Origin of the sequence: Novosphingobium beihaiense (assembly GCF_022832375.1) — a bacterium.
GTDB classification, from domain to species: domain Bacteria; phylum Pseudomonadota; class Alphaproteobacteria; order Sphingomonadales; family Sphingomonadaceae; genus Novosphingobium; species Novosphingobium beihaiensis.
On sequence record NZ_JALHLG010000011.1, the window covers coordinates 18,380 to 40,406 of the forward strand.

25 protein-coding genes are annotated in these 22,027 nt (G+C 65.5%); 18 read left to right on the forward strand and 7 right to left on the reverse strand.

Annotated elements, in window-relative coordinates:
* Positions 1-3 precede the first annotated feature (3 nt).
* From ccoO to hemN, 9 genes are all read left to right on the forward strand, one after another.
* Positions 4-753, forward strand: coding sequence for a cytochrome-c oxidase, cbb3-type subunit II (gene ccoO / locus MTR66_RS09645; protein WP_243920298.1), 750 nt, complete (start codon positions 4-6; stop codon positions 751-753).
* Positions 750-920, forward strand: a complete 171-nt coding sequence (locus tag MTR66_RS09650) for a cbb3-type cytochrome c oxidase subunit 3 (protein ID WP_243920300.1) — start codon at positions 750-752, stop codon at positions 918-920. The genes ccoO and MTR66_RS09650 overlap by 4 nt, the downstream gene beginning before the upstream one ends.
* Complete coding sequence (gene ccoP, locus MTR66_RS09655) at positions 913-1,839, forward strand: cytochrome-c oxidase, cbb3-type subunit III (protein WP_243920302.1); 927 nt, start codon at positions 913-915, stop codon at positions 1,837-1,839. The genes MTR66_RS09650 and ccoP overlap by 8 nt, the downstream gene beginning before the upstream one ends.
* Positions 1,840-1,918: 79 nt before the next feature.
* Complete coding sequence (gene ccoG / locus MTR66_RS09660) at positions 1,919-3,376, forward strand: cytochrome c oxidase accessory protein CcoG (RefSeq protein WP_243920304.1); 1,458 nt, start codon at positions 1,919-1,921, stop codon at positions 3,374-3,376.
* Positions 3,376-3,873 carry a FixH family protein gene (locus tag MTR66_RS09665; protein WP_243920307.1) on the forward strand — a complete coding sequence of 166 codons (498 nt, stop codon included), beginning with the start codon at positions 3,376-3,378 and terminating at the stop codon, positions 3,871-3,873. Before ccoG ends, MTR66_RS09665 begins: the two co-directional genes overlap by 1 nt.
* Positions 3,870-6,020, forward strand: a complete 2,151-nt coding sequence (locus MTR66_RS09670; RefSeq protein ID WP_243920309.1) for a heavy metal translocating P-type ATPase — start codon at positions 3,870-3,872, stop codon at positions 6,018-6,020. The genes MTR66_RS09665 and MTR66_RS09670 overlap by 4 nt, the downstream gene beginning before the upstream one ends.
* On the forward strand, positions 6,017-6,169 hold the full coding sequence (gene ccoS / locus MTR66_RS09675) for a cbb3-type cytochrome oxidase assembly protein CcoS (protein WP_243920311.1): 153 nt from the start codon (positions 6,017-6,019) through the stop codon (positions 6,167-6,169). The genes MTR66_RS09670 and ccoS overlap by 4 nt, the downstream gene beginning before the upstream one ends.
* Positions 6,166-6,390: a hypothetical protein gene (locus MTR66_RS09680; RefSeq protein ID WP_243920312.1), complete on the forward strand. Its 225-nt coding sequence runs from the start codon at positions 6,166-6,168 to the stop codon at positions 6,388-6,390. The genes ccoS and MTR66_RS09680 overlap by 4 nt, the downstream gene beginning before the upstream one ends.
* Positions 6,391-6,422: 32 nt before the next feature.
* Positions 6,423-7,748: an oxygen-independent coproporphyrinogen III oxidase gene (gene hemN / locus MTR66_RS09685; RefSeq protein ID WP_243920314.1), complete on the forward strand. Its 1,326-nt coding sequence runs from the start codon at positions 6,423-6,425 to the stop codon at positions 7,746-7,748.
* Between the two features lie 3 nt (positions 7,749-7,751).
* Here the strand turns inward: hemN and MTR66_RS09690 are convergent, their stop codons facing one another.
* The 4 genes from MTR66_RS09690 to MTR66_RS09705 all read right to left on the reverse strand — a co-directional run bounded on the left by MTR66_RS09690 (position 7,752) and on the right by MTR66_RS09705 (position 12,536).
* Positions 7,752-8,024 carry a histidine kinase gene (locus MTR66_RS09690; RefSeq protein ID WP_243920316.1) on the reverse strand — a complete coding sequence of 91 codons (273 nt, stop codon included), beginning with the start codon at positions 8,022-8,024 and terminating at the stop codon, positions 7,752-7,754.
* 196 nt (positions 8,025-8,220) lie between these two features.
* On the reverse strand, positions 8,221-9,642 hold the full coding sequence (locus MTR66_RS09695) for an aromatic ring-hydroxylating oxygenase subunit alpha (RefSeq protein ID WP_243920318.1): 1,422 nt from the start codon (positions 9,640-9,642) through the stop codon (positions 8,221-8,223).
* Positions 9,643-9,712: 70 nt separating this feature from the next.
* On the reverse strand, positions 9,713-11,569 hold the full coding sequence (locus tag MTR66_RS09700; RefSeq protein ID WP_243920326.1) for a flavin-containing monooxygenase: 1,857 nt from the start codon (positions 11,567-11,569) through the stop codon (positions 9,713-9,715).
* Between the two features lie 295 nt (positions 11,570-11,864).
* Complete coding sequence (locus tag MTR66_RS09705; RefSeq protein ID WP_243920328.1) at positions 11,865-12,536, reverse strand: spermidine synthase; 672 nt, start codon at positions 12,534-12,536, stop codon at positions 11,865-11,867.
* 163 nt (positions 12,537-12,699) lie between these two features.
* Between MTR66_RS09705 and MTR66_RS09710 the strand changes: the two genes are divergently transcribed.
* Positions 12,700-13,446 carry a DUF1223 domain-containing protein gene (locus tag MTR66_RS09710; protein WP_243920330.1) on the forward strand — a complete coding sequence of 249 codons (747 nt, stop codon included), beginning with the start codon at positions 12,700-12,702 and terminating at the stop codon, positions 13,444-13,446.
* Between the two features lie 196 nt (positions 13,447-13,642).
* Here MTR66_RS09710 and MTR66_RS09715 read toward each other — a convergent pair whose 3' ends face one another.
* Together MTR66_RS09715 and thrS are read right to left on the reverse strand one after the other, a co-directional pair.
* Complete coding sequence (locus MTR66_RS09715; RefSeq protein ID WP_243920332.1) at positions 13,643-14,083, reverse strand: acetyltransferase; 441 nt, start codon at positions 14,081-14,083, stop codon at positions 13,643-13,645.
* Positions 14,080-16,077: a threonine--tRNA ligase gene (gene thrS, locus MTR66_RS09720; protein ID WP_243920334.1), complete on the reverse strand. Its 1,998-nt coding sequence runs from the start codon at positions 16,075-16,077 to the stop codon at positions 14,080-14,082. The genes MTR66_RS09715 and thrS overlap by 4 nt, the downstream gene beginning before the upstream one ends.
* Before the next feature lie 364 nt (positions 16,078-16,441).
* Between thrS and MTR66_RS09725 the strand changes: the two genes are divergently transcribed.
* From MTR66_RS09725 to MTR66_RS09745, 5 genes are read left to right on the forward strand one after another with little or no spacing between them, the layout of a single operon-like run.
* On the forward strand, positions 16,442-16,636 hold the full coding sequence (locus MTR66_RS09725) for a hypothetical protein (RefSeq protein ID WP_243920335.1): 195 nt from the start codon (positions 16,442-16,444) through the stop codon (positions 16,634-16,636).
* Positions 16,636-17,058 carry a hypothetical protein gene (locus MTR66_RS09730; protein ID WP_243920337.1) on the forward strand — a complete coding sequence of 141 codons (423 nt, stop codon included), beginning with the start codon at positions 16,636-16,638 and terminating at the stop codon, positions 17,056-17,058. Before MTR66_RS09725 ends, MTR66_RS09730 begins: the two co-directional genes overlap by 1 nt.
* Positions 17,059-17,096: 38 nt before the next feature.
* Positions 17,097-17,702 (forward strand): hypothetical protein, encoded by a 606-nt coding sequence (locus MTR66_RS09735; RefSeq protein ID WP_243920339.1) that lies wholly within the window; start codon positions 17,097-17,099, stop codon positions 17,700-17,702.
* Positions 17,699-17,893: a helix-turn-helix transcriptional regulator gene (locus MTR66_RS09740; RefSeq protein WP_243920341.1), complete on the forward strand. Its 195-nt coding sequence runs from the start codon at positions 17,699-17,701 to the stop codon at positions 17,891-17,893. The genes MTR66_RS09735 and MTR66_RS09740 overlap by 4 nt, the downstream gene beginning before the upstream one ends.
* Positions 17,894-17,895: 2 nt before the next feature.
* Entirely contained in the window at positions 17,896-18,081 is a 186-nt protein-coding gene (locus tag MTR66_RS09745; protein WP_243920343.1) for a hypothetical protein, read from the forward strand.
* Positions 18,082-18,165: 84 nt separating this feature from the next.
* Here the strand turns inward: MTR66_RS09745 and MTR66_RS09750 are convergent, their stop codons facing one another.
* The gene (locus MTR66_RS09750; protein ID WP_243920345.1) at positions 18,166-19,302 is read right to left on the reverse strand and encodes a glycosyltransferase family 39 protein; all 1,137 of its coding nucleotides are present in this window, start codon (positions 19,300-19,302) and stop codon (positions 18,166-18,168) included.
* An 88-nt stretch (positions 19,303-19,390) separates the two neighbouring features.
* Between MTR66_RS09750 and MTR66_RS09755 the strand changes: the two genes are divergently transcribed.
* Genes MTR66_RS09755 through MTR66_RS09765 form a run of 3 tightly spaced genes read left to right on the forward strand, consistent with a single transcriptional unit; the run spans position 19,391 to position 22,024 of the window.
* A complete protein-coding gene (locus MTR66_RS09755; RefSeq protein WP_243920347.1) occupies positions 19,391-20,146 on the forward strand; it encodes an alpha/beta fold hydrolase in 756 nt (251 codons plus the stop codon).
* Positions 20,147-20,162: 16 nt separating this feature from the next.
* A complete protein-coding gene (locus MTR66_RS09760) occupies positions 20,163-21,035 on the forward strand; it encodes a tetratricopeptide repeat protein (RefSeq protein ID WP_243920349.1) in 873 nt (290 codons plus the stop codon).
* The gene (locus MTR66_RS09765; protein ID WP_243920351.1) at positions 21,032-22,024 is read left to right on the forward strand and encodes an LLM class flavin-dependent oxidoreductase; all 993 of its coding nucleotides are present in this window, start codon (positions 21,032-21,034) and stop codon (positions 22,022-22,024) included. Before MTR66_RS09760 ends, MTR66_RS09765 begins: the two co-directional genes overlap by 4 nt.
* Positions 22,025-22,027: the final 3 nt, after the last annotated feature.

A 22,027-nucleotide genomic window follows, 5' to 3' on the forward strand; every position in this document is an offset into this window, starting at 1 on the left:
ATCATGACTTCCATCGTTGAGCGCCACAAGAAGCTCGAAAAGAACGTCACGCTGCTCGGCATTGGTGCGCTGATCACGGTTGCCATCGGCGGCATCGTCGAGATCGCGCCGCTGTTCTGGATCGACAATACGATCGAGAAAGTGGACGGCATGCGGCCCTACACGCCGCTCGAACAGGCCGGGCGCGATATCTACGTGCGCGAAGGGTGCTATGTCTGCCACAGCCAGATGATCCGCCCCTTCCGTGACGAGGTGGAGCGCTACGGGCACTACAGTCTGGCTGCGGAATCGATGTACGACCATCCGTTCCAGTGGGGTTCCAAGCGCACCGGGCCTGATCTGGCACGCGTGGGCAAGCGCTACTCGGACGAGTGGCACGTGCAGCATCTCAAGAACCCGCAGTCGGTGGTGCCCGAATCGGTCATGCCGCAATACGGCTTCCTGGCCGAGGCGGACCTCACCGTTCCGGACATCAAGGCGAACCTCACCGCGCTGCGCGAAGTGGGTGTGCCCTATACGGACAAGGACGTTGAGATGGCCGCGGCCGATCTCAAGGCCCAGGCCGATCCTGAAGCGGATGCGGGGGATCTTGAGGCCCGCTATCCGAAGGCGCAGATCCGCGATTTCGATGGCGATCCCTCGCGGCTGACCGAGATGGACGCGCTGGTCGCGTACCTGCAGATGCTCGGCACGCTGGTCGATGTCGACGGGGCGGCGGCTCAGGAAGAGCTGGCTTCGGAGCACGGCCGATGAGCATGCACTCGACATACGACATGCTGCGGCACCTGGCCGACAGCTACGGCCTGCTGGTGATGCTGCTGGTCTTCGTCGCGCTGATCGCCTGGCCTTTCCGGCCGGGCGCGCGTGAGCGGAATTCCGAGGCGGCGAACATGATCTTCAAGGACGAAAACGATGGCTAACAAGCGCGTCGATGCAGCCACGAACACCGAAACCGTCGGCCATGAGTGGGACGGGATCGAGGAACTCAACACGCCGCTGCCCCGCTGGTGGCTCTGGACCTTCTACCTGACGATCCTGTTCTCGATCGGCTATGTGATTGCCTATCCGGCACTGCCCGGGCTTCACAAGGCGACCGAGGGGATGCTGGGCTGGTCCAGCCGCGGCCAGCTCGACGACGAGTTGAAGTCCGCCGCTGCCGAGCGGGCCAAGACCGTGGCGGCGCTCAAGGACATGCCGATCGAGCAATTGCCCCAGCATCCCGAGCTGATGCGCGCGGCAGTGGCGGGCGGCGCAGCGGCCTTCAAGGTCAACTGCGTCCAGTGCCACGGCGCCGGGGCCGCCGGTTCGAGCGGCTTTCCCAACCTCAACGACGACGACTGGCTCTGGGGCGGCGATCTCCAGGCCATTCAGCAGACGCTGATCCACGGCGTCCGCCAGCCCGGCGACGACGAAACGCGGGTGAGCGAAATGCCCGCGTTCGGACGGGACGGGTTGCTGACCCCGGCCCAGATTCAGGACACGACGAGCTTCGTCCTGTCGCTTTCGGGCCGGGAAAAGCCCAGCGCCGCCTCGCAGCGGGGCCGGGCCGTGTTCGAGGCGAACTGCGCCATCTGCCACGGGCCTGAAGGCAAGGGCAGCCGTCAGTTCGGTGCGCCGAACCTGGCCGATGCGATCTGGCTCTATGCAGGCAATCGCGACGCGGTCAGCAGCCAGATATCGAACCCGCGCCATGGCGTGATGCCGGCCTGGGGCACCCGCCTCGATCCGGTGACGATCAAGATGCTGGCAGCCTACGTCCACTCGCTGGGCGGCGGCGAGGAATTCGCTCCGGCACCAGCCGGAACGGAAACGGGAGCTGAGGCAGCCGCGGTCGAATAGACCGCGGTTTCCCGGGACGGGTCGCAACGTCTCCCGGGCCGCTCAGCCCCCAGAATGATTGAACGAGCGGACCAAGGACATGAACAAGCCTGCAGCCATCAAGCCGGAAGACGAGCCCCTGGGGCTCTATGCCAAGCGCGAGCCGGTCTTCAACCGGCGCATCGACGGCAAGTTCCGGCGCGTTAAGTGGGCGATCATGGTGATGTGCCTGGCGATCTACTGGATCACGCCGTGGATCCGGTGGGACCGGGGGCCCTATGCGCCGGATCAGGCTGTTCTCATCGACCTTGCGCACCGCCGGTTCTACATGTTCAGCATCGAGATCTGGCCGCAGGAGTTCTACTTCGTGGCCGGTCTGCTGATCATGGCCGGGATCGGGCTGTTCCTCGTGACCAGCGCGGTCGGCCGCGCCTGGTGCGGCTATGCCTGCCCGCAGACGGTCTGGACCGATCTGTTCCAGCATGTTGACCGCTTTTTCGATGGCGATCGCAATGCCCGCTTCCGCCTCTACAAGGCGCCCTGGGGCCCGGCCAAGATCGCCCGGCGCCTGGCCAAGTGGGCGGTCTACCTCGCGATAAGCTTCGCCACCGGCGGCGCGTGGATCTTCTACTTTGCCGATGCGCCCACGCTGCATCACGAATTCTGGACCGGCACTGCTGCGCCGGTCGCTTACGGCACGGTCTTCGTGCTGACGATGACGACGTTCGTGCTCGGCGGCTTCATGCGTGAGCAGGTCTGCATTTACATGTGCCCCTGGCCGCGCATCCAGACGGCGATGCTCGATGAAAAGAGCCTGATCGTCACTTACAAGGACTGGCGCGGCGAACCGCGCGGCAGCGTCAAAAAGGCCGAGAAGAACCCCGGCCAGTTCGGGGACTGTATCGACTGCAACCAGTGCGTTGCGGTTTGCCCGACCGGCATCGACATCCGCCAGGGTACGCAGATTGGCTGTATCACTTGCGCGCTATGCATCGATGCCTGTGACCGGGTGATGAAGGAAACCGGCCGCCCGCGCGGGCTGATCGACTATGCCACGCTGGAAGATGCCGAACGCGAAAAGGCCGGGCAGGAGCCGACGCGCCATCTCAAGCTGATCTGGCGCCCGCGCACGATCCTCTATTTCTGCGTCTGGGCCGGGATCGGCCTGGCGCTGCTGTTCCTGCTCGGCACCCGTATTCACACCGACCTGACGGTCGCCAAGGACCGCAACCCGCCCTATATCCTGATGAGCGACGGTTCGATCCGCAATGCCTACACGCTGCGCCTGCGCAACATGGAAGGCCGCCCGCGCCAGATGGAAATCACCATCGAGGGGCTGCCCGGCGCGGCCATGTGGACCGAGGACATGGCGCGTGAGGACGCGGCCCGGGCACTGACCCGCGCGGTGCCCGCGGACGAGACGCAAAGTGTGCGCGTCTATGTCGTGGCGCCATCCGATACCGCCTCGCAGGACTTTACATTCAAGCTCCAGGCGGCAGGAAACGCCCGCGAGAAGGACGAATCGGAAGTTCAGTTCGACACGCCGGAAGGACAGTGATGAGCAGCCAGCAAGCCCCCCGCCGCAAACCGTTTACCGGCAAGCACATGACGCTGATCCTTGTGGGCGGTTTCGGCATCGTGTTCGGCGTGAATTTCCTGATGGCCGGGCTCGCCACATCGACTTTCGGCGGCATCGTGGTCGAGAATTCCTATGTCGCCAGCCAGCATTTCAACCGCTGGCTGGATGAAGCGGCGAAGGAAAAGGCGCTGGGCTGGAAAGTCGATGTGGAACGCCGCGCCGATGGCCACCTGGCCGCCGCGCTGTCCGGCGTGCCTGCCTATCCCACGGTAAAGGCCGTGGCGCGCCACCCGCTGGGCCGTAAGGACGATATCGCCCTCACTTTCGACAAGCATGCCGACGGCACTTACGTTAGCGATAAGGCGCTGCCCGAAGGCCGCTGGATCCTGCGCTTCGATATCGAGGCGGATGGAAAGTCCTGGCGCGGGGAGGATCAGGTCGAGGGGCTGGAGGTGATGGGGCAGCCGGTCCCATGAATGCGCCCACACCCGATCTGAAGCCCGGCCTGGAGGCGGGCGAGGCCTGCATCGACAGCCGCTTTACCGTGCCCGGCATGCGCTGCGCTGGATGCATCGGCAAAGTCGAGCGCGGGCTTTCCGCAGTTCCGGGCGTGGCCGCCGCGCGCGTCAACTTCTCGGCCAAGCGGGTGGCGGTAAGCCATGCTCCCTCGCTGACCGAAGACGGCATTATCGAGGAACTGCGCAAGCTCGGCTTCGAGGCGGAACGCGCTGCCGACAATCCGCTGGGCCGTGACGATGCGGAGACCAGACGGTTGCTGCGCGCCTTGGCGGTCGCGGGCTTCGGCATGATGAATATCATGCTGCTTTCGGTCAGCGTCTGGGCGGGAGCGGACGCGGTGACGCGCGAGATGTTCCACCTGATCAGCGCACTGATCGCGATTCCGGTGATTGCCTATGCGGGGCGGCCGTTCTTCGCTTCGGCGCTGATGGCGCTGCGGTACCGGCGCACCAACATGGACGTGCCGATTTCTATCGGCGTGCTGCTGGCCACCGGGCTCAGTCTGTACGAGACGGTCATCGGCGGGCCGCATGCCTATTTCGATGGCGCGGTCATGCTGCTGTTCTTCCTGCTGGCAGGGCGCGTGCTCGATGCGATGATGCGCAGCCGCGCGCGCTCGGGGATCGCCTCGCTGCTCGGCCGCATGGGCCGGGGCGCGCATGTGATGCAGCCGGACGGCTCGACGCTTTATACCGAGGCGGAAAGGCTGGCGCCGGGCATGGTCATGCTGGTCGCCGCCGGGGAATCGCTCGCCGCCGATGGCCAAGTGGTGGAAGGGCGCACCACGGTCGATTCCTCGATGCTGACCGGCGAAAGCCAGCCGCGCCCTGCCGGGCCGGGCGATACGATCCATGCCGGGATGATCAATCTCGGCAATCCGGTGCAGGTAAAAGTCACCGCCGCCGCACAGGATACCGCGCTGGCGGACATCGCACGGCTCATGGACGAGGCGGGCCAGTCGCGCTCGCGCTATGTGCGCATTGCCGACAAGGCCTCGCGCATTTACGCGCCTGCCGTGCACAGCCTTGCGTTCCTGAGCTTCTGTGGCTGGATGCTGGCCGGAGCGGGCGTCTATCATGCACTGACGATTGCCGTCGCGGTGCTGATCATCACGTGCCCCTGCGCGCTCGGGCTCGCGGTTCCAGCGGCACAGGTCGTGGCCGCCGGGGCGCTGATGAAGCGCGGGCTGCTGATCAAGGACGGTTCCGCGCTCGAACGGCTGGCCGAAGTGGATGAGGCCCTGTTCGACAAGACCGGCACGCTCACGCTCGGTGAACCGCGCCCGGCAGATATTGGTGAGCTCGATCCGCAAGCGCGTTCGCTGGCACTGGCTTTGGCGCAGGGCAGCCGCCATCCGCTCAGCCGGGGGCTGGCCAAGGCGCTGCGCGATGCCGGAACCGAGCCCGCCGTGCTTGACGATCTGGCCGAGACCGCAGGCATGGGCATGACCGCGCGGTTCCAGGGGCATGATGTGGCTCTGGTGCGCCCCGAGGCCGAGACGGCCGGGCTCTCGGTGGACCTGCTCATCGATGGCGCCCGCACGCGCATCGCTTTTGCCGATCCGCTGCGCCCCGATGTGGGCGAGACGATTGCCGCACTGGCGGCGCAGGGCGTGTCCTCCGGCATCGCCTCGGGCGACCGCGTGGAAACGGTGGCGCAAGTCGGCGCGAAGCTGGGCATTCCCGCCACCGGCGGCATGATCCCCTCGGACAAGCTGGACTTGCTGGGCGAGCGCGCCGCAGCCGGTCACAAAGTGCTGATGGTCGGAGACGGGCTCAACGACGGGCCTGCGCTGGCAGGCGCCCATGTCTCGATCGCGCCGGGCGGGGCCAGTGACGTCAGCCAGCAGGCAGCCGATGCGGTCTTCGTGGGCGAGCGTTTCATGCCGGTGGCGCTGGCCGTGAAAGTCGCGCGCGCCACGATGGGCATCGTGCGGCAGAACTTCGTGCTGGCCGCGCTCTACAACATGCTGGCGGTGCCGCTGGCCATTTTCGGCTTCGTCACGCCGCTGATCGCGGCCGTCGCCATGTCGGCCAGCTCGCTGCTGGTCGTGAGCAATTCGCTGCGGCTGGCGCGCGCCGCGGGGCGGGACGATGCGGCATGAGCATTCTGGGGTTCCTGATCCCGCTGGCGCTGCTGATGGGCCTGGTGGGCCTCGCCGCATTCTTCTGGGCGATGAAAAGCGGCCAGTTCGAAGATCTGGACGGGGCCGCCAACCGCATCCTTATCGACGAGGAGGAAGACGGCCAGTGAAGCGCGACCTTGCTCTTCTGGGCACGCTGGCGATGCTTCCGGCGATGCTCGGCCCGCTTGAGGCCGAGGCGCGTGGCATCATCGTGCCGCTGTGCGGCGGCGGGGTCGTGTCGATCCCAGGTGCCCCTGCGGAAGGCCCTCCGGGGCCTGCACAGGGGCCCTGCTGTGCCAAGGGCTGCCACACCGGATCCTCGCGCAAGCGGCTTGATCGATCGCAATGATCTTCGCTGTCGCTTAAGCGATTACCCTGAGCATGTGGACGTATTACCCCGACCTGCTGGCCGTTCCCGTGCCGCGTTATACGAGCTTCCCGACAGCGGCGGAGTTTGCGGAAGGCGTTGGTGAAACGGAACTGTCCACCGCGCTGGCGGGGGAGAACGGTGACGTCTCGCTCTATGTGCACATCCCGTTTTGCGAGAAGATCTGCTGGTATTGCGGCTGCAACACCAGTGTTGCCAACCGCACTGACCGCGTCACCAGCTATCTCGATGCGCTCCATCAGGAGATCGCGCTGGTGGCCGAGCACCTGCCCAAGGCGGCCCGGATCACGCGCATAGCGTTCGGCGGCGGCAGCCCCAACGGTATTTCGCCGATCGACTTCGTGCGCATCGTCGATGCGCTGACGCTGGAATTCGGCATCCAGACCGAGGGCGAGCGTCCGGCCTTTTCCATCGAACTCGATCCACGCACGCTGGGGCCGGAATGGGCTTCGGTGCTTGGCTTCGTGGGGATGTCGCGCGCGAGCCTGGGGGTGCAGACGTTCGAGCCCGCGTTGCAGGAGGCGATCGGGCGTGTCCAGCCTGCCCGGATGATCGAGAATGCCACCGCCATGCTGCGCAGCAGCGGCGTGCGTTCGCTCAATTTCGATCTGATGTACGGGCTGCCCGGGCAGACGATGGATCACTTGCGCAGCTCGCTGGAACAGACGGTGGCGCTCGGTGCGGACCGGGTGGCGTTTTTCGGCTATGCCCATGTGCCGCACCTCATCGCGCGGCAGAAGAAGATCGACGGCAGCGCGCTGCCCGATGCCGAAACGCGGTTTCGCATGGCGGCGTTCGGGCACGACTATCTGGTCGATCAAGGCTATGTCCCGGTGGGTTTCGATCACTTCGCCCGGCCCGGGGACATGCTGGCGCAGGCGGCGCTGAACGGCACGCTGCGGCGCAATTTCCAGGGCTTTACGGAGGATCAGGCGCAAGTGCTGATCGGTCTTGGTTCTTCCGCGATCAGCAGTTTTCCGGGGCTGCTCGTCCAGAATGAGAAGAACACCGGGCGCTATCGCATGATGCTTTCGCAAGGCCACCTTACCGCCGATCGCGGGATCGTGCGTAAGCCGGAAGACCAGCGGCGCGGCGCGGTGATCGAAGCGCTGCTGTGCAAGGGCCGCGCCCGGATCGAGCCCGATCTGCAGGGGGAAGCGCTGCCCACGCTGCGGGGCTATCTCGATGCGGGCCTGTGCGAGATGGACGGCACGGATCTGGTGATCCATCCGGGCGGCTTGCCCTATGCGCGCTCCATCGCGGCGCGTTTCGATCCCTATCGCAAGGATTCGCTGCGGCGTTTCAGCTCGGCAGTGTGAGGATCACCCGCGGGTGTCGAACTCGACGCCGAACAGGTTGCCTTCGGCCCAGCGCACCAGACCCCAGACCTCGCGCCCGTCTTCCAGATGCGCGCGCACCACTTCGTTGATTGCAGGGGCATCGCCCAGCGCGGCGGCGCTGAGGCCTTTGGACGAGATGTCGCGGACCATGACTTCGATGGCCTCCCCGCGGGCATTGGTCAGCGCAAAGCGCGCGCACTGGCTGCGGCGCCGCTCGCGCGGGATCGGGGTGGGTTTGAAGCGGGACTTGTCCATCCGTCCGTAGGACGGTGGCGCGGAGCCGCGCTTAAGGCTTTGTTAGATACGTTGTCGAAAATCCTCCCTGTCGCGTAGCGACGGGGAGGGGGACCGCCAGCGAAGCTGGTGGTGGAGGGGGAAGAAAACCCCTCCGTCACGCACTTCGTGCGCGCCACCTCCCCATCGCTGCGCGACAGGGAGGATTGGGCTGCGGTCACTTCAGCGGTTTCAGGTCCCCGGTGCCCATGTACTTCGCCAGCCCCCGGTGCAGGTTGGTGACCTTGCGCTCCTGCCAGGGGTTGGGAAGGTTGCCCCGGAAGCCGCGCGATTTGTAGCCGCGCTGCACCTCGACCATGTTCGAGATGTCCTGCGCGATCACGTAGGGCCATTTGTCGAGGTCCTGCTCGACGTAAGTCCACTCTGTCTCCGGCTCTTCGCCTTCGGGGAAGCGGTCGAGTGCGACGGCTTCGAAAATGCACTTGTCCGGATCGGTGCCGTAGGGGCGCACGCGGTAGGCGAGCGAGAAGGTTGGGCCCGGGATGAAATTCACGTTCGGGAAGATCGACAAGGCCAGACCGGCGGCGGCCATCTGCGCGTCGCTGATCTCGGGCCAGGGCACCCCGCGCTCGGCATCGATGCGCTTTGCGGTTTCCAGCCAGTACTTGTGGACTTCGGCGGCGGGTGTGCCTTCGGGCAGGTCTTCGGGCAGGCGCTGGGCGGTTTTCACCAGTGTCTCGCTGGTGCTGGCGCCGATGGTTTCCCAGTATTCGAGCTGCATGTTCGCAATGGTGTGGCGTGGATCGCCTTCGCCCGCCGCGCGGTGGACGCTGGTCTCGACGGCAGAGCCTTCATCGCGGTGCGCCTTCGAATCGAAGCCGGTCTGACCGTGCAGGCCGAAGGCCTTGGAGAACGAGTAGAAATCGCCGTACTTGATAAGCTGCGGGTGCGTGCCCTGCACGTGGTAGGGCTCCAGAAAGGCTTCGAGCGCGACTTTCCAGTTGCAGTCGAAAATACCCCAGAAGCGGAAACGGTAGCGCATCTTGTCGAACTCGAACGGGTCGATCAGCGTCGCGATCGGTTCGAGGTATTCGCGCAAGGGCCCCGCTTCGAGGTCCATGTTGATCCAGATCCAGCCACCCCAGGTATCGACCTGCACGGGCGTCAGGCTGGTGCAGGCGGCATAGGCGCCGGGGGAGCCGACGGCGCCGTTCCAGTCCTCGCTGTCGGGGATGTAAGCGGCATGGCCGTCCATGCCGAAAGTCCAGGCGTGGTAGTTGCAGCCGAATTTCAGCTTGTTGCCCCGGGCCGAGTGCGCGCCGGTGTCCTGCGCCACTGTCTTCGGGCCGCCGCCGGTATTGTTGCCGGCCAGTCGGCGTCCCCGGTGCGGGCAGACGTTGTGAAAGGCCTTCAGCGTGGTGGGCGTGTCGCGCACGATCAGGATCGAATCATGGCAGATGTTATAGGTGATGTAGTCGCCGACGTGTTTCAGCTCCTCGACGCGGCCCGCCTGCTGCCAGACTTTGGACCACAGCCGTTCGGGTTCGGCCTCGGCATATTCGCGGCTGGTGAAGGCCTCGGCCGGGTACGTGAGCGCTTCGGAAAGATCGTCGCTGACGAGTGTCTCGGGCTTGTTCATGGCATCCTCCGGCCCGGTTTGCCCGGGCTCGCAATCGGGGCGGCCCACCGACCGCCCCGCCGTTCGTGTTTTACTCTGCGGGTTCCAGCGCCGACTCGGGCGTCAGCATCAGGCCTGCCAGCTTGCCGTCGCCGCGCCACTGCGCGAGCATGTCCTCGAAGGCATAGTAGCCTTCGCCCCAGGGCTCGCCGAAGATCGAGCGCTTCTTCTTCTGGTCGCCCTCGTTGTTGAAGTAGCTGGGCGTGCACTCGTTGGCGAAGGCGGAATTGTCGACCGCAATCGAGCGCAAGTGCTTGATATAGGCGTCCTGCGCTTCCTGGCTGGGCTCGACGACGCCGATGCCCCGGTTGATCGCCTGGCTGGCGACGTAGCCGATGTGGAAGCCCTGATCGATGAAAGTCTTCGAGTTGGAGGCATTGGCGCCCGCCTGCGTGAAGCCGGTGAAGAACATGTTCGGGAAATTATGCGCCATCATCCCCTGGAAGGTCTTGAAGCCCTCGCGCCAGTAATCGTAGATCGAGATGCCGTCGCGGCCCTCGATCGTGTCGATGCCCCAGCGCCGGTCGAGGTCGTTGGTCACTTCGTAGCCCGAGGCCATGATGATGCAGTCGCACTCGTACTCGACGCCGTCATGGATGAAGCCGTTTTCGGTGAGCTGTTCCAGCCCGCGCGTCTCGGCGACGTCGATCAGTTCGACATTGTCCTGATTGAACGCCGGGTAGAAATCGTCGTTCGAGGCCGGGCGCTTGCACAGATAGCGGTAATAGGGCTTGAGCGCTTCGGCGGTCTTCGCGTCCTTCACCACGTCGCAGCGGTTGCGCAGGCGTTCCATCACCCGGTAGTCCATGACCTCGCGGCGCGCGGCGTACTCTTCCGGCGTGATGTCGGGCCAGCCTTCGGCTTCCAGCTCGGCATTCACGTTGCGGCTGATCTCGGTCCAGATGTCCTCGACCAGATCGGGTTCCTGCGGGGCGAGGCGTTCCATCGCGGCATGGTGGAAGTTCCTGATGCGCTCTTCCTGCCAGCCGGGCTTCTGCGCCTTGTACCATTCGGGATCGATCGGGCGGTTGTTGCGCGCATCGATCGTGGAGGGGGTGCGCTGCACCACGTAAGTGTGCCCCGCATATTTGGCGAGATAGGGCACGACCTGGATCGCGGTGGCGCCGGTGCCGATGATAGCGACCTTCTTGTCGCCCAGCTTGTCGAGCACCGGATTGCGCCATTCGCCGCCGGTATAGTCATAGTCCCAGCGGGCGGTGTGGAAGATCTTGCCCTTGAACTTGTCGATGCCGGGGATGCCCGGCAGCTTGGGCTTGTTGAGCGGGCCCATGGCCAGCACCACGAAGCGCGCCTTGATGTCGTCGCCGCGGTTGGTGCCCACGTGCCAGCGGTTGATTTCCGGGTCCCACTTCAGGTTCTTGATCAGCGTGTGGAACAGCGCGTTCTTGCGAAGGTCAAATGTGTCGGCGATCATCTGGCAGTGATCGTGGATCTCGTAGCCGTCCGCGAACTTCTTGGAGGGCATGTAGCCCGTCTCTTCCAGCAGCGGCATGTAGACGAGCGAATCGTTGTCGCACTGGATGCCGGGATAGCGGTTCCAGTACCAGGTGCCGCCGAAGTTGCCGCCGTGATCGACGTTGTAGAAATCGTCGATCCCCGCCTTCTTGAGCTGGGCGGCGACCATCATGCCGCAATAGCCCGCGCCCAGGATCACCACGTCGGTCTCGCCCGTCACCGGCTCGCGCGGGGCGACGGGCGTATAGGGATCGACTTCGTAGATATCCGCGTACTTGCCGTCGGCCGAGATGTACTGGTCGTTGTGGTTCTTCCGGATGCGGCGGTCGCGTTCTTTCAGGTACTTCGCGTGCATCGCCGGGATGTCGATCTCGGAGGCAGGGGGGCACTGGGTCGGGTTGTAGATCGTCATTGCAGCCATCCTCGTGTCTGGTTCAGTATTTAATCAACACTGTTGTTGACTTGGTACTGATTCGAGTTGGCTGCGGGCTTTGACGTGGATCAAATCCACGCCAGGACTGCATCATTGTTAAAAAATTGAATGCGTTTGCACCTATTGATGCGGATCAATGTTGTGGGGAGGCAAAAGGAGGAGAAGTTGCCTTGCCGGTCTTGCACCGCGCCGTCTTGACGGCCCCGGTGTGAACCGCTTCTCCCCAACTAAAGGGCGGCCCTGCCTCGTGACGGGCCGCCCCATTTTTTTGTCATTACTTGATCTGGGCAAACCAGATAACATGCTTGGGGCCTTTTCCATTGCTGCGGGCGGCCACCTTTACTTCATCGACGGCGAACCCGGCCTTCTGCAGGCGGCGGGTGAAGGCCGGATCGGGGCCGGCGGACCAGATCGCCAGCACGCCGCCGGGCGCCAGCGCCGCTTTCGCCGCGCGCAGGCCGGAATTCGAATAGAGCACGTTGTTGTCCTCGCGCACGAGGCCGTCCGGGCCATTGTCGACATCGAGCAGGATCGCATCGTATTCACCCTGCGATCCGGCGATGATCGGGGCGACATCGGCCATCACCAGGTTCACGCGCGGATCGTCGAGGCAGCCGTTCTCCAGTTCCTTCATCGGGCCGCGCGCCCATTCGATAATTTCGGGCATCAGCTCGACCACGGTGATCCGCGCATCGGCGGGCAGCACTTTCAGCGCCGCGCGCAGCGTGAAGCCCATGCCGTAGCCGCCGATCAGCATATGCGGCTGCTGCGCGCCCTTGATGCGTTCGGCGGACATCGTGGCGAGCGCTTCTTCCGAGCCCCACTTGCGGCTGGACATCAGCTCGTTGTGGCCCAGCACGATCATGAAATCGCGGTCGTGCCGGAACAGTTCCAGCTTTTCGCCGCCGGGGACCCAGGCGGTATCGAGGAGTTCGCGTTGGATCATGGTGCTGCCTTGGTGCTGTGCTGCCGCCGGGGATGCCCCCATATCAGGTCCCGGGGCGGGGGCAAGGATCGGGCCTTCCGGTTTTTCCGTGCGGCGGCTGTAACCGTTCGCCGGGGCGCGGCGTATTTCCTTCCAAACATGGCCCTTCGGAGTCGCCCCGAATATGCGCAAGGTCTTCGTTCTCAACTTCGCCCTGGCCGCCGTCTTCCTCGGCGGGGCCGCGATGATGACGCAAGCGGCATCGGAGTCCGCGCCGAAGCCCGGTGCGCGTCCGGTGCTGGTGGAGCTGTTCACCAGTCAGGGGTGTTCCTCCTGCCCGCCCGCGGACCGTCTGGCAGAGCGTTTGTCGGCCGATCCCTCGCTGGTCGTGGTAACGCGTCCCGTGACGTACTGGGACCGGCTTGGCTGGAAGGACACGCTGGCGCGGCCCGAAAACACCGAATTGCAGCGCGAATATTCGGTCAAGGGCGGTCGTGGCGGACGGGTCTATACGCCGCAAGTGGTCGTGGACGGGGAGGCGGCGACGATCGGTTCGCGCGGCCGGGAAATCGGCAGCCTCGTCTCCGCGGCGCGAAAGGGCACTGCCGCCCGTCTCGCCGTGGCGAAGCAGAGCGATGGCGCTTTCGGCATCCGCGCGGAGGGCAAGGCCGCCCGCCCGGCCGAACTGGTCTTGCTCGCGCTCAAGGCCCGCGCGCCGGTGGCCATCGGGCGCGGCGAGAACGCGGGCGCGACCATTTCCTACACCAATGTCGTGCTCAGCGAGCGCCGTCTGGGCACCTGGCAGGGCGGGACGAAGACTTTTCCCGCGTCGGCCCGCCTGCTGAAAGTGCCCCATGCCGACCGCTACGCGCTGGTCCTGCGCGAGCCGGGCGGCGGCAAGGTGCTGGCCGCCCGGATGCTGCGTCTATAGCTATTCGGAACTGAAGTTCGCTACATGTTCGTCGCCCCCGCGAAAGCGGGGGCCCCGCTCGCTTTTCCTGACGTCACACCATGAAAAGCGGGATCCCCGCCTGCGCGGGGATGACGAAGAAGAGTGAGGTGAACTTCGTTTCCACGATACTAAGTCCTGACCCAGGTTATGCGTTGCTGCGCGAGCCGAGGCCGGATCACGGTGCCGCCCGATAGCGCAAGTGGACGATCGAATAGGGGCGGCCGCAATCATCATGGTCTGAACGGCCGATCCGTTCGAACCCTTTCGCCTCGTAGAAGGGCAGGGCGTTGTCGGCCTGTTCGTTGGCATCCACCCGCACGGCAGGCGCCAGCGTCAGCGCATGGGCGACGAGGGCGGAACCATGGCCCCGCCCGTGCGCCGCCGGATCAACGAAAAGCGCCTCGATCATGCCGTCGGCGAAGATCATGAAGCCTTGCGCCTCTCCGGCCTCGTCCTGCGCGATCCAGAGCGGGGCCTGTGGGAGCATGCCTTCCACCATGGCCGCGATCTCGATCCTGTCGGCCTCCGAAAGGAACCCGTGCGTGGCCTCGACCGCGGCTTTCCAGATGGCGAAAGCGCGCGGGGCGTCCTGCGCCGTGCCGGGGCGCACGGTCACCGCAAGTCGGGGGCCGTGGCTTCGCGCTGGAGCAGGGCGATGGCTTCGTCGAGGCTCATCACCTGCTGCTGCTGTTCGCCCAGCGTGCGCACGGCCACAGTGCCTTCCTCCGCCTCGCGCTTGCCGACGACCAGCAAGTGCGGGACTTTCTTCAGCGAGTGTTCGCGCACCTTGTAGTTGATCTTCTCGTTGCGAAGATCGGTTTCCACGCGCACGCCTGCCGCTTTCAGCTTTTCGGTCACGTCGGTTGCATAGCCGTCCGCATCGGAGACGATGGTGGCGACCACCGCCTGCACCGGGGCGAGCCAGACCGGCAGCCTGCCCGCGAAGTGCTCGATCAGGATGCCGATGAAGCGCTCGTAGGAGCCGAAGATCGCGCGGTGCAGCATGACCGGGCGGTGGCGCTCGCCATCTTCGCCGATATAGCTGGCATCGAGCCGTTCGGGCAGCATGCGGTCGGACTGGATCGTGCCGACCTGCCAGGTGCGGCCGATCGCATCGGTGAGGTGCCATTCCAGCTTGGGCGCATAGAACGCGCCTTCTCCGGGCAATTCCTCCCAGCCGTATTCCTCGGTAGCAAGGCCTGCATCGACCACCGCGTCGCGCAGTTCGGCTTCGGCCTTGTCCCACAGCTCGTCGCTGCCGATGCGGTTGTCAGGCCGCAGGGCAAGCTTGATCGCGTACTTGAAGCCAAAGTCCTTGTAGACGCGGTCCGCCAGCTCGCAGAAGTCGCGCACTTCGGAGACGATCTGGTCCTCGCGGCAGAAGATGTGCCCGTCGTCCTGCGTGAACTGGCGCACACGCATCAGCCCGTGGAGGGCGCCGTGCGGCTCATTGCGGTGGCAGCAGCCGTTCTCGACGATGCGCAGCGGCAGGTCGCGGTAGCTCTTGATGCCCTGCTTGAAGATCAGGATGTGCGCCGGGCAGTTCATCGGCTTCAAGGCCATCCACTGCGCATCGTCCGAGACCAGCGGGCCATCGTCTTCGGTGTTGGGCGCCTCGTCGGGGATGACGAACATGTTCTCGCGGTACTTGCCCCAGTGACCGGACTGCTCCCACTGGCGCGCGTCCATCACTTGCGGGGTTTTCACTTCCTTGCAGCCCGCGCTGTCGATGGCGCGGCGCATGTAGTCTTCCAGCGCGCGGTAGATGACATAGCCCTTGGGGTGCCAGAACACCGAGCCATGCGCTTCGTGCTGGAGGTGGAACAGGTCCATCTCGCCGCCGAGCTTGCGGTGATCGCGCTTGGCGGCCTCTTCCAGGCGCGTGAGGTGCGCGGAGAGCTGTTTCTTGTTGAGCCAGCCGGTGCCGTAGATGCGCGTGAGCTGCGCATTCTTCTGGTCGCCGCGCCAATAGGCACCCGCGACGCGCATCAGCTTGAAGGCCTGGGGATCGAGCTTGCCGGTGCTGGGCAGGTGCGGCCCGCGGCACATGTCGAGCCAGTCGGTGCCGGACCAGTAGACCGTCAGTTCCTCGCCCTCCGGCAGTTCGGCGGCCCATTCGGCCTTGAACGTCTCGCCGTCGGCGGTCCACTTGTCGATCAGTTGCTGGCGCGTCCAGGCCTCGCGGCGCAGCGGTTTGTCGGCCTTGATGATCTCGCGCATCTTCTCCTCGATGGCGGGAAGATCGTCCATGCCGAACGGTTCGCGCGAGGCCGGGGCCATCACGTCGTAGTAGAAACCATCGTCCGTCGCCGGGCCGAAGGTGATCTGCGTGCCCGGCCAGAGCGCCTGTACTGCCTCGGCCAGCACGTGTGCATAGTCGTGCCGCGCCAGTTCCAGCGCCTCGGCCTCGTCGCGGCTGGTGACGAGCGCGAGCTGGGCATCGCCCGCGAAGGGCCGGGTCAGGTCCACCAGCTCGCCGTCGATCTTCGCGGCGAGCGCCGCCTTGGCAAGGCCGGGACCGATCGCGGCGGCGACATCCGCCGGGGTCGAACCTTCGGGCATCTCGCGAACCGAACCGTCGGGCAGGCTGATCTTGAACATCTGCGACATCGAACTCGTCTTTCCGTTTCTGGCAATCGGGCCGTGCGCGGGCCATGGCACAGGCGCGCGCACGGGTGAAGCTTTGGCGCCAGCTTATTTTGCATGTTCGGGAGGTGACGCCACGCCGCCCGAACCCGGGCGACGGTGGCTCGCGCGATCAGGCCGCGGCCAACCGTCCCCGGGCATGCCGGGTAGTGGTGGTTGTCGCCGTGGTGCGCTGCTGCGTCATGTCTGCCCGTTTAGGGGCATTCATGGGGAAAGTCACCCTGCAAGCGTGCGATGACAAGGGTGCAGGACGTTATGTAAACTAGGATTGACAAAGACTGGCAAATCATGGCAAGTGTACTTTACATTAATTCAATGGAGCTTGACCATGACGCCGATTCTCCGTGGCCTCGCATGGGCCGCTGCTATCCTTTTCGTTGCGTTCGCCGGTTCGCAGGGCCTGATCTCGAAGGATCTTGCCGATACGCTGGTCATCGTGCTGCCCATCCTTGCAGTGATGACGCTGCGGGGCGAGGTCCCGTGCCGCCTGCCCGGCCTCTTCGCGCGCAAGGGAGGGCAGTGATGATCTGCAATGCCGCGAAGAGCCCGGCGCAGAAGCGCTATCTCAGGCGGGTTCTGCTGTTCACGGGCCTCTACCTCGTCACGTTCGCTCTGCAGACGGCGCTTACGAAAGAGAATGACTTGTCCGTTTTCACGCGTACCGCCTTCGCGCTCCTGCCGGGGTTTTGCATCTCCGGGGTATTCTGGGCCATCGGCCGGCTGATCGTCGAAGAGCAAGACGAATTCCAGCGCATGCTGACGGTGCGGCAGGCGATGATCGCAAGCGGGCTGGCGATGGCGTCCGCCTCGGTCTGGGGCTTTCTGGAAGGGGCCGCCGTGGTGCCGCATGTCGATGCCTATTGGTGGGCCGTCGTCTGGTTCATCGGGCTGGCCATCGGCGGGGCCGTCAACCGGGTGCAATACGGAAGCTGGGGGATGGCATGACGATCCGTCTTCGCTTGTCTGTTTGAAAAGGGTTCGAAATGACCGATGCCATCGATACTGCCAAGCCTGGCAAGAGCGGCCGCGGGCCCGCATTCTGGGGAATCAGTTTCGGCTTGGCCATGGCCGTGCTGGCCGCACTGCGCATTGCTGATATTGTGGGAGAAAAGGCCGGTTTTGCGATCATGCTCGGCTGTTCGCTCTTGCTGATCCCGCTGTTCCGTTCGGCCAACCGGGCGGCACGGCGCGGCGGCTGCGCCAGTCCTGCCGTGCTGCGGTACAACCGGGGCATGGGAGTCAGTTCGATAGCCTATGTCCTTGGCCTTGGTACGGCCATCTGGGCGTACAATCATCAGCAGGATCCTGGCGTCTGGACTTATGGTCTGGCCTTGCTTCCGGTCTTGCCGATCTTCGGGATGATCTGGACCATGGGGCGCTATCTTGTCGAGGAAACCGACGAATATCTGAAGTACCGTGTGGTGGTCGCTGCGTTGATCGGGCTTGGCGGATTGCTGAGTATCGCCTCGCTGTGGGGCTTTCTCGAAACGTTCGAGCTTGTCCCTCATGTGCCGGGCTGGGCGGCCGTGCCTGTCTGGGCCATCGGCATGGGGCTGGGCCAGTTCTGGATAAAGGCGCGCGGGCAATGAAGAACCGCCTCAAGGTTCTGCGCGCCGAGCGCGGATGGAGCCAGCAGGATCTGGCGCAGCGGCTGGAAGTCTCGCGCCAGAGTGTTAATGCCATCGAAACCGGCAAGTACGATCCGTCCCTCCCGCTGGCCTTTCGCATCGCCGATCTATTCGATATGGCGATCGAAGAGATTTTCCTGAGGGGTGAGTGAAGATGTCCGGGTCTGGACGCCGTTTGATAGGGATATGGGTTGCCGTCGCAATCGTCCTTGTCGTGGCATTGGGCCTGTTCAAGGGCGAGCCTTCCGGTTCCGAAGCGCAGCAGGCCGCCCGGAGCGAGATCTGGACGGCAGGGCCCAATACCGTCGTGGTGCGGATTCTGGGGCCGGTGCTCTACTAGGCGTTGTCTGCCTTCAGCCCATGGCGGCCTGCAAAAGCACCATTTTCGACTCACCCTGGACTGAATGCAGACAACGCCTGAGGCTCAGTGCAGCGTGGGGGCGGGCCTGCCGCGCTCGGCCAGGGCATTCCAGCCCGTCACCGCCAGCCACCCCGCGCTCATGCAGACGAACGGCATCACCGGGACATGCAACTCCGGCCGTCCGGGGAAGGCCAGCACGGCCAGCACCGGGCAGAGCGCGATGCCATAAGGCAGCAGCCACCATCCGGCCCAAGTCTGTCCGTTCCGGCGGCGCTTTACCAGCATGACGAGGAAGGCCGCAGCAAACGCCAGCATCAGCGCGGTCCGGAAGGTTAGGGCGGCGTAGTGCACGGCAGGGTAAGCGGCCTCCAAGGGCGCAAGGCCGGGCGCTCCGGCCAGATAGGCCCGGGTCATTTCGCCATCTGCATCCCACAGGCGGATCAGGCGCTCCGTCAGGGTGTATCCGCTCCCGGCCGGGGGGACGAAGGCCTGATAATGGCCCGGCAGCCACGGCAGCGTTATCAGCAGCGCCACGCCCAGCACCAGCAGCCCGTCGCCAAGCAGGCGGAGGGTGTGGCGGCGAAGATCTTTCGTGCCCGCGCCCTCCACCGCGAAGAGCAGCGGCACGGCGATCAGGGTTTGCGGATTTGTCAGCGCTGCAAGGCCGAAGATCAGCCCGGCGGTCACAAGCTGCCAGCGCCGGGTGCGCGTGATCACCGTCCAGCATCCGGCCAGCAGCAGCATGCCGGTGAACACCTCTGGCAGCGCCAGCGGAACGTAGCCGATGGCCTGGGGATAGACCGCCAGCAGCAGCAGGCCCGCACGAGCGGCGGCTTCGCTGCGAAACAGGCGGCGGCCCAGCGCCAGCGTCAGCAGCCCTGCCAGCATGGCGCTTGCCAGATTGAACAGGCCAAGCGTTACCGGCGAGGCGCCGAACTGGGCAAAGACCAGCGAAAGCGCCAGCGGCCAGCCCGGCGGCAAGGAGGCCGCTTGCAGGGCTGCGGGGCCGGTCCCGGCCGCCAGCCCGTAATAGGCAGCGGCGTCTCCGGTGGGGGCAACCCCGGCCAGCAGCACTGCCACGCGCAGCGCGAAATAGAGCGCCCAGATCATCGTCAGCACCGAGCGGTTCGATCCGAACCATTCCAGCCGCAAGGCCAGACGCGAGGGAGGCGTGGGGAAACGGAGAATGTCGGCGCTCATGAGGCCATGGGATAGCGGCGCGCGCGGCGGATGGCATTATCTTTGTTGGGCTTGTGCTTGCGTCCGGCGGTCCCCACTATCCGTGGCCATGACCGAAACCCGCTTCCACGCCATGCCCGGCGGCCGCCAGATCGCCTACCGTTTCACCCCCGGACAGGGGCCCGCACTCGTCTTCCTGCCCGGCTACATGTCCGACATGGCAGGCGGCAAGGCCACGGCCGTGTTCGAGATGGCGCAGGCCACCGGACTGTCCTGCCTGCTGCTCGACTATTCGGGCTGCGGGCAAAGCCCGGGCGATTTCGCGGACGGCACGCTCTCGCGCTGGAAGGAAGAGATCCTCGCGCTGATCGAGGCGCTCGAATTGCAGGAGGTGATTCTCGCCGGATCGTCGATGGGCGGCTGGCTGATGCTGCTGGCGGGGCTGGCGCTGGGCGAGCGGCTCAAGGGCCTGATCGGCATTGCCGCAGCGCCGGACTTCACCGAATGGGGCATCCCGCAGATGGACAAGGCCCTGCTCGCGGATGGCGAGACGATCTGGGAGGACAATCCCTACGGCCCCGAGCCCACACCCACCCACCCCGGTTTCTGGGCGGACGGGCAGGCCAACCGCCAGCTCGAAGGCGAAATCGCCATCGATTGCCCGGTGCGCCTGCTCCATGGCCAGCGCGATCCTGACGTGCCTTGGGACATTTCGCTGCAACTGGCGGAGAAGTTGCGTTCAGCCGATGTGCAGGTCACGCTGATCAAGGACGGCGATCACCGCCTCTCGCGCGAGAGCGACATTGCCCTGCTGCTGCGCACAGTGGCCGAGCTGGTCCTCCCCCGCGCCGGGGCGGCAGACTGACCGGAGCCGTCCCTCTATGCCCCTTACTTTGCTGCTTCCGCTGATGCTGGCCCAGGCCGGCGGATTCGATCTCAACAATCCCTATGCCTCGGCTCTCCCGCGCGAGATCGTCGAGAAAAAGGCGGACGAAGACCGCAAGCGGCGCGAGGAAGCGGCGATGAACGTTGCGCTGCCCTCGCAGCGTCCGGAAACGGGCTGCATGGGCGCGGTGGAGGCCGATCCCGCCCGTTCGGCGCAGCTTGCGCGCGATGCCCTGAAGGATGCGATCGGGCGCGAGCGGGTGCGCGCCGGGCTGTGTCTGGGTGTGGCGCTGAGCGAGCTGGACCAGTGGGACGATGCGCGCGAGGCTTTCGTGACCGCGCGCGATGCCGCCGGGGCGGACGATCATGCCAGCCGCGCCCGGCTGGGCGAGATGGCTGGCAATGCGGCGCTGGCGGCGGGCCAGCCCGGCAAGGCGCTGGCGGTACTCGCCCCTGCTGCCAGCGATGCCGAGGCTGCTGCGGATACGGCGCTGACGGCGGCCATCGCGCTGGACCGCGCGCGTGCGCTGGTGGCGGTGAATCAACCGGAGGAAGCTGCCACTGCGCTGGCGCAGGCGCGCACGGCGGCGCCTGACAATGCGCAGGCCTGGCTGCTCTCCGCCACGCTCTCGCGCCGCCAGAACAAGCTCGCCCAAGCACAGACCCAGATCGAAAAGGCCGCCGAACTGGCCCCGCGCGATCCCGAAATAGGGCTGGAAGCAGGTGTGATCGCTGTGCTTTCCGGCAACGATGCAGCCGCGCGGCGCAGCTGGAACTCGGTGCTCGCCATGGCGCCGGAAAGCGACGCGGCGAAGACCGCGAAGCAGTATATTGCCCAGCTTGGGCCGGAAGGAAAAGCGAAGCCATGATCCCCCTCTCCGTCCTCGATCTGGTCAGCGTGCGCGAAGGCGGCACGGTGGCCGAAGCGCTGGCGATCACCACCGAAACCGCCCGTGTGGCCGAACGCGCGGGCTACAAGCGCTATTGGGTGGCCGAACATCACGGCATGGAAGGCATTGCCGGGGGCGCGACCTCGGTCGTGCTGGCGCACCTTGGCAATGCCACCAGCACCATCCGTATCGGCGCGGGCGGGATCATGCTGCCCAATCACACGCCTTATGTAATCGCCGAACAGTTCGGCACGCTCTCCGCGCTGTTTCCCGGCCGGGTGGACCTGGGGCTCGGGCGTGCACCGGGGGCGGACGGGCGGCTCGCGAATGCCCTGCGCAAGGACATCGTGGGCGCCTCCGAACGCTTCCCGCAGGATGTGGTGGAGCTGCAGGCGCGCTTTACCGGGCAGGCGGTGGGCGGCGTCGCCTCGCCGCAGGCTTCGGGCGCGGACGCCGAGATGTGGCTTCTCGGTTCCAGCCTGTTCGGCGCGCAGCTCGCGGCCCGGTTGGGCTTGCCCTATGCTTTCGCCTCGCACTTCGCGCCTGCCATGCTGGATCAGGCCGCGCAGGTTTACCGCGACCGGTTCGAGCCCTCGGCCGTGCTGGACAAGCCGCACTTCATGGCCGCCATCAATGTCGTGGCCGCCGATAGCGAGGAAGAGGCCCGCTACCTCGCCTCTTCCACCGACCAGAGCTTCGTCGCGCTGCGCACCGGCAATCCGGGCAAGCTCAAGCCGCCGGTGCGCGATTACCGCGAATCGTTGCCTGCCCCGGCGCGGGCGATGCTGGAGCAGGTCCGCTCGGTCAGCGCCGTCGGCACGCCGGACACGGTCCGCGCGGATATCGAGGCATTTGTTGCCCGCACGGCAGCGGACGAGCTGATCGTCAGTGTGGCCACCTTCGATCCGGCGGCGCAGCAGCGCTCGCTGGAATTGACGATGGACGCCCTCGCTACGGTTTCATCCTGATTG